The following is a 6016-nucleotide window of genomic DNA, read 5'->3' as shown; positions in this document are numbered from 1 at the left end:
ATCGCCTCTGCAGCTATATGCAGCGGGCGCTCGAGCAACTGGCGCAGGCGCTGGAGCATGCCCCCAACACGCCGGTGCGCGAGCTCGACATCCTGCCGGCTGACGAACGCAGCTACCTGCTGGAGGAGTTGAACCGGACCGCGGCGGCCTATCCGTCGGAGCGGTGCATCCATGAGCTGTTCGAGGCGCAGGTGCAAAAGGCGCCGGAGGCGGTGGCGGTGGTCCACGAGGACCAGCGCGTCAGCTATGGCGAGCTCAACGCGCGGGCCAACCGGCTGGCGCATCATCTGATCGCACTCGGAGTAAGGCCCGATCAGCCCGTGGCGATCTGCCTGGAGCGCAGCCCGACGATGGTGGTGGGACTCTTGGCGATCCTCAAGGCGGGGGGCGCCTATCTGCCGCTGGATCCGGCCTACCCATCTCAGCGGCTGCGCCAGGTGCTGGGCGATGCCGCGCCGCGGCTGCTGCTTTGCGATGCCGCCGGCCGCGCCGCACTCGGCCCCGAGGTGCTGATCGATGTGACAGTGGTCGATCTGAAGACGGCCACGCCGGCCTGGGCCGAACGGCCGGCTTCGGACCCCGACCCGCGCACGCTTGGCCTCACATCGCGCCATCTCGCCTATGTGATCTACACCTCAGGCTCAACCGGAAACCCAAAGGGCGTGATGGTCGAGCATCGGGGGTTGGTCAATCTGATGTTGGCTCAGGTCGGACTTTTTGGCGCTTCTTCCAACAGGCGCGTGGTGCAGTTCGCCTCCGTTGGGTTTGATGCAAGCGCTTGGGAGCTTGCTATGGCGTTTGGCTCTGGAGCCGCATTGCACTTGCCTGCGGACGAGATCCGTCAAGCGAGTGACAAGCTCTCGGATTATCTCCGGAGCGAAGACATCACCCATGCGACGCTACCCCCAGCGATGCTTCAGGCAAGCAAGAATCTGGAATGTTTGACTTCACAAGTTCTCATTCTTGCTGGAGAGCTGCCGAAGGCTGAACTGATCCAAAGTCTTGCCCCGGCATCAATTGTCAACGCTTATGGCCCGACCGAAACAACAGTCTGCGCAACAGTCTGGAATTGTCCGGCTGATTTTAATGGGGCAGTGGTCCCGATCGGCCGTCCGATTGCGAACACGCGGGTGTACCTGCTGGATGGGCATGGCGCGCCCGTGCCGTTCGGGGCGGTGGGCGAGCTTTACATTGGCGGGGCGGGAGTGGCGCGAGGCTATCTGAACCGCCCCGAGCTGACGGCCGAGCGCTTCATCGCCAGTCCCTTTGTGGACGGCGATCGGCTGTACCGGACCGGCGACCTCGGGCGTTATCTGCCGGACGGCAATCTGGAGTTCCTGGGCCGCAATGACGACCAAGTGAAGATCCGCGGCTTCCGCATCGAGCCGGGCGAGATCGCGGCGCGGCTTTGCGAACACGCCTTGGTGCGCGAGGCGGTGGTGGTGGCGCAACAGGATCGCCGCGGCGACAAGCACCTCGTCGGCTATGTGGTATGTGCGCCCGAAGCTCAATCGGACGAGGTGGATGGCCCTGACCTTGCCAACACCTTGCGCGCGCACTTGAGTAGCCGGCTGCCGGACTACATGGTGCCGTCGGCGTTCGTGCGGCTATCGGGGCTGCCGCTGACGGTGAACGGCAAGCTCGATCGCAAGGCACTGCCGCCGCCGGCTGACGGTGCCTATGCACGGGCGGCCTATGAGGCGCCGCAGGGCGCAGTCGAGACGGCGTTGGCACGGATCTGGGCCGAGCTTCTCGGGCTGGAGCGGGTCGGACGCAACGACCACTTCTTCGAACTGGGCGGCCACTCGCTCCTAGTGGTGCAACTGCTCAGTCGCGCAGTCGATCTCGGGCTCAAGTTCAGCGCCTCCGACCTCTTCCAAGCCCCCCTTCTGAAGGACGTTGCATCGAAAGTTCATTTGGCGCCACAGCCCAGCTGTTTGAGAGCGATTTGTGCTCGAGAAATCGGATTGCAGCCGCCGCTGTTCTTTGTTCCCACAGGTTTGGGCGATTGCTCCTATGTCCCCAGTTTGACGCAAGAAATGGACGTCGACTGTCCTGTCTACGCTTTGCCATGGCCGCAATTCAGTGCATTTCAATTTTCAACTCTTGAAAAGATCGCCTCGCAAGCGAGCTTGGCGATTCGCGAGATCCAGCCACGAGGTCCATATCGGTTGTCTGGATACTCATCAGGAGGAATCTTGGCTTATGCAATCGCGCAGCACTTACTAAACCTCAACGAAGCTGTTTCCTTCATCGGCCTGATTGACGTTGTGTTATTTGCAAGTCCATCAAGAACATCACCCACCCAAATGATACAAGAACTAGCGTTGGAGTCTCTCGAATTGAATGACGAGAAGTTCGAAATCCTCAACCGCTTCGCTGGACAAAGCACAATTTCCGGACTGCTTGAAAAGGCTCAAAAGATGGGGGCGATCACGCCGGAGCGTGATCTACGCAATGATATTCTGACGTATGAAAGGGCCACGCAGTTCCAACAGGCGCTGCGCTTATATCAAGTTCCGTACCTCTCAGTTGAGATACACCAGTTCTATGCGAACCGGCCTCTTAGCAGTCGGACACGTTCTCGAAGAACGTCGCTAGGTCCAGAAGCAACTTCGCCTTTGCGGGGTTGGGACCGAATTCTAAGTGCAAAGGCCATTCATGCCGTGCCGATTCCAGGCGACCACGTGACTATGATGGATGTCCGCGAGAACCGCCAAGTTCTGGGTCGGGCGATCTCAACGGCATTAATCGGGACTCTGAAATAGACGTCCGTTCTTTAATCGCGGGCACGGTGTCAAGGCACCCGCTGTCAGCGTTGAAGCGATGGGTGCAATCATCTGGGTGCATCAACGCAAAAGCCCCGGTTGGAGTGCCGGGGCTTTTCTCTTCGATCGCAGACTCCAGAATCACTTCTGCGATAGTTTGTCCGTCGCCTTTGGGTCCGAACGTCCATCGCTGCGGATGTTGGATTCCATCCGCGACTGAATTTCAGTCAGGACCTGCTCGCCGCGAGCGCCGTAAACCTCGGCAAAACGACGACGAACCATCTCGCCCGCCCAATTTGCGGAACGGCGATTTGCTTCTTCGTACGCTTCATCAACCAGGATAGTCACGGTTCACCTTTTGCAAGAACGAATCAGATGACGGTATCAGCTTCGCGTCATCCAGTTAATCGTCCGTCTACGCCAGAGCGTTCGTGGTTCAAGCAAAACACATGCGCGCTTCTGAGTCGAGGCAGATGATCTTCTCGCCCGCGTCGGGGCGTCGCACTGGCGCCGCTCCTCTGGTGCTTATTTAAGTTGAAACGCTGCGCTGCACAACCCTTGCTTACAAACTTGTCATGATAGATAAATGCGGAACTGCCTTCCTGTTCCCAATTAACCATCTTATTGAAAATGCCTCCATTTTCTCCTTCAGCTGGCCCGAGGTTTCTGAGCGTCGGGGCGGTCATTTCCTGGGTTTTTCCCGACGGCCCTGATCAGCAGAACAAGAGGCTGCAGGACGCGGCGAGTTTCCCCCCGGATCTCTTTGCGGTTGCCGCCCTGTTGCTCCAAGTCGGGGGCGCCTATCACTATTTTGTGCCGCGAGGCGCTCGTGACGCATGGAGCGAAGCGTGCGTCTGCATTGAAGACGCCGATCTCCAGAACTGGCAGCGAATTGGAAAAAGTTGGGCGAAGCAATACCCCGAACTGCCAAGCGAAATACAGCCTCTTTGGAAAGAGTTATGGAAATCTAGGAACGAGCCAGTCTTCAAGGAGCCCGAGGCAGGAAAGCCGGCCCCGAGCTGGTGGAAGGTTTGTTGGGCGCTTATGGCCATAGCCGACGAGGCTTGCGAGAACGTTGGTTACATCCATGTGGACGACAAACAGAGCGATTGGCACGGGAGTTGGGTTGCCCTCACTGTGGACTATTGTTTGCGCAATTCGTCGGACGGCATCACTCCGTCAGATCGCCACCGTCGCGTTGACAGGCAGATTGCAAGCATTTGCCTAATGGCGGATCGCGACGTCGTCTGCGTCCAGCCGAAATCTCACACGCCCGAGGTGGGCTGCACGCCCCGCACGTTGGCTCACAATCTCGCGCTTCTTCCGCCGCGAGGCGAGATGCGTGCGCATTGGCAGCGGCCACCTCAATATATGTTGCCAGAATCTCGGACCGATCTTCGCTTGCTCTTAATACCGTATCCATTCGAGCTTGATGCCGAATGGTTTCAAGGTGAGAAGGTGATCAGCGAAGACGAGGTCGGAAGATCCGGTCGAGCCAAGCCGTGGGGTTGGTTTACGCTCGATCAGCACTGGCTGCCGAGAAATCCACAGTCTGTCGTAAGAATGGTCGATCTGCTCCTAGACCAAGCCAGAGCGAAATCGGGGAGTATCAACGGAGTTGTTTTCCCAGAATATGCTCTAGATTGGAAATCGTATAAGGCAGTCGCAGACAATCTTCGGGACAAGCATCCTGATGTAGAATTTTTTGTTGCAGGCTCGAGCGACAACTGCGCGGGAGAAAAGGGAAATTTCGCACTTTCGTCTCATTTTTTTGATGAGACCAAAAACGATCAATCCACCAGGATGGCAGCGACCACCAGTCGCGCCAAACACCATCGGTGGCGGTTGGACTCGCATCAACTCATTAGCTACGACCTCACTAAAGCTCTCGATCCACGATATCTGTGGTGGGAGAAAATTGTGCTTCAGCAGCGTGAGATTCACGTCAAGGTAATTCGGAGTGCGTCGGTATTCACTACGATGATCTGCGAAGACCTCGCCCGTAGCGATCCATGCCATGAAGTGTTGCGGGCTATTGGACCGAATTTGGTATTCGTGCTCCTCATGGATGGACCGCAAATCCCTATTCGGTGGTCCGCGCGTTATGCGACGGCGCTTTCAGACGATCCTGGCAGCTCGGTTCTAACATTTACTTCTCGGGGGTTGATATCGAGGTCAAACGCTGCGCTCGAAAGAATGTCGCAAGAAGAGAAGGGATCGCGAGAACCCAGTTGGGCAGTCGGACTCTGGAAGGATGCAACAGGCACTGCGCAGATGGTGCACTGTCCGCCGGGCGATCATGGCGTCGTAATTAGCCTCCACGGCGATCCGCTGTTTGAAGCGACGCTGGATGCCAGACAAAACTCTGATGCGTCGCGTTGGAGGATTGTCGGTTCGCCTATAACGGTATCGTTAGATGCCGTTCGTGATGCCAGCCTAATTTCGGAACTGAAGCTCAAATAACGGAGCCGAGAGATGCATACCGCAAAGAGAGTGTACCTCGCAGGACCTACGGTCTTCCTGCCCAATGCACTCAACGAAGGAAATGTGCTCAAGAAGGTTTGTGCCGAACACGGTCTGATCGGCGTGTTTCCTTTGGATGAATTGGAGTCCGATGTCGGGGCCCAGAGAATATTTGAGCACAACGTTAGCTGCCTTCGAGGATGCGACGTTGTCGTTGCCGACGTTTCTCCGTTTAGGGGGCCGCATGTTGATGATGGGACTGCCTTCGAGATCGGCTTCGCTAACGCTATAGCTCTCCCAATCTTCGCATACAGCCGCGACATTCGCCCTCTCGCTCGGCGAATATCGGCGAAGAGAGGCCCCGATCGGCGGTTGAGGGACGAACAAGAGCTCGAAGTCGAGGATTTCGGTCTCAACCAGAACCTGATGATATCGTGCGCGATAGCCGGACTGTTTGATAGCGCCGCGGAGGCGATACGTGCGGCAGCGCGAAAGCTAAGCTGACCCTGCTTACCGAAAGCTTGGCTGGTGGTGATTGAATCGAGATTGCGCGTGTCCGATCATTGGCCCAAGACGGATCCAACCTAGTCGAGCGTTTCCTTGGTTCGAATCATATCAGGCGGCCTCGGCGAGTTTATAGGACCAGGTGTGGATGACCGGATGGCGGTTCACGTCGTCGATGCCGGCCATGATGCGTTGCTTCAGCTCGTGTTTTGATGTCACCCGGATGTGGCGCAACACTGAGCGAGCAAATTTGGAGAAGAAGCCCTCGATCAGGTTGAGCC

4 protein-coding genes are annotated in these 6016 nt (G+C 57.4%); 3 read left to right on the top strand and 1 reads right to left on the bottom strand.

Features of this window, described 5'->3' with window-relative positions; genetic code table 11:
* On the top strand, positions 1-2768 hold a 2768-nt coding region (locus P0R31_RS40345), incomplete at its 5' end, for a non-ribosomal peptide synthetase (RefSeq protein WP_275521145.1).
* 141 nt (positions 2769-2909) lie between these two features.
* On the opposite strand, the gene P0R31_RS40340 is transcribed toward P0R31_RS40345, so the two are convergent.
* On the bottom strand, positions 2910-3116 hold the full coding sequence (locus tag P0R31_RS40340; protein ID WP_157287949.1) for a hypothetical protein: 207 nt from the start codon (positions 3114-3116) through the stop codon (positions 2910-2912).
* 282 nt (positions 3117-3398) lie between these two features.
* Here P0R31_RS40340 and P0R31_RS40335 point away from each other — a divergent pair, with 282 nt between their 5' ends.
* Complete coding sequence (locus P0R31_RS40335; protein WP_275521143.1) at positions 3399-5231, top strand: hypothetical protein; 1833 nt, start codon at positions 3399-3401, stop codon at positions 5229-5231.
* Between the two features lie 12 nt (positions 5232-5243).
* Positions 5244-5735, top strand: coding sequence for a nucleoside 2-deoxyribosyltransferase (locus tag P0R31_RS40330; protein ID WP_275521141.1), 492 nt, complete (start codon positions 5244-5246; stop codon positions 5733-5735).
* The last annotated feature ends 281 nt before the right edge of the window (positions 5736-6016 follow it).

It is taken from the genome of Bradyrhizobium yuanmingense (genome assembly GCF_029167105.1).
GTDB classification, from domain to species: domain Bacteria; phylum Pseudomonadota; class Alphaproteobacteria; order Rhizobiales; family Xanthobacteraceae; genus Bradyrhizobium; species Bradyrhizobium yuanmingense_A.
This window is presented reverse-complemented; position numbering and strand designations above follow the sequence as displayed.

Excerpts from the sequence above, each read along its gene's own strand:
- P0R31_RS40330 (WP_275521141.1), top strand. The coding sequence starts at position 5,244 with ATGCATACCGCAAAGAGAGTGTACCTCGCAGGACCTACGGTCTTCCTG.
- P0R31_RS40335 (WP_275521143.1), top strand. The coding sequence starts at position 3,399 with ATGCCTCCATTTTCTCCTTCAGCTGGCCCGAGGTTTCTGAGCGTCGGG.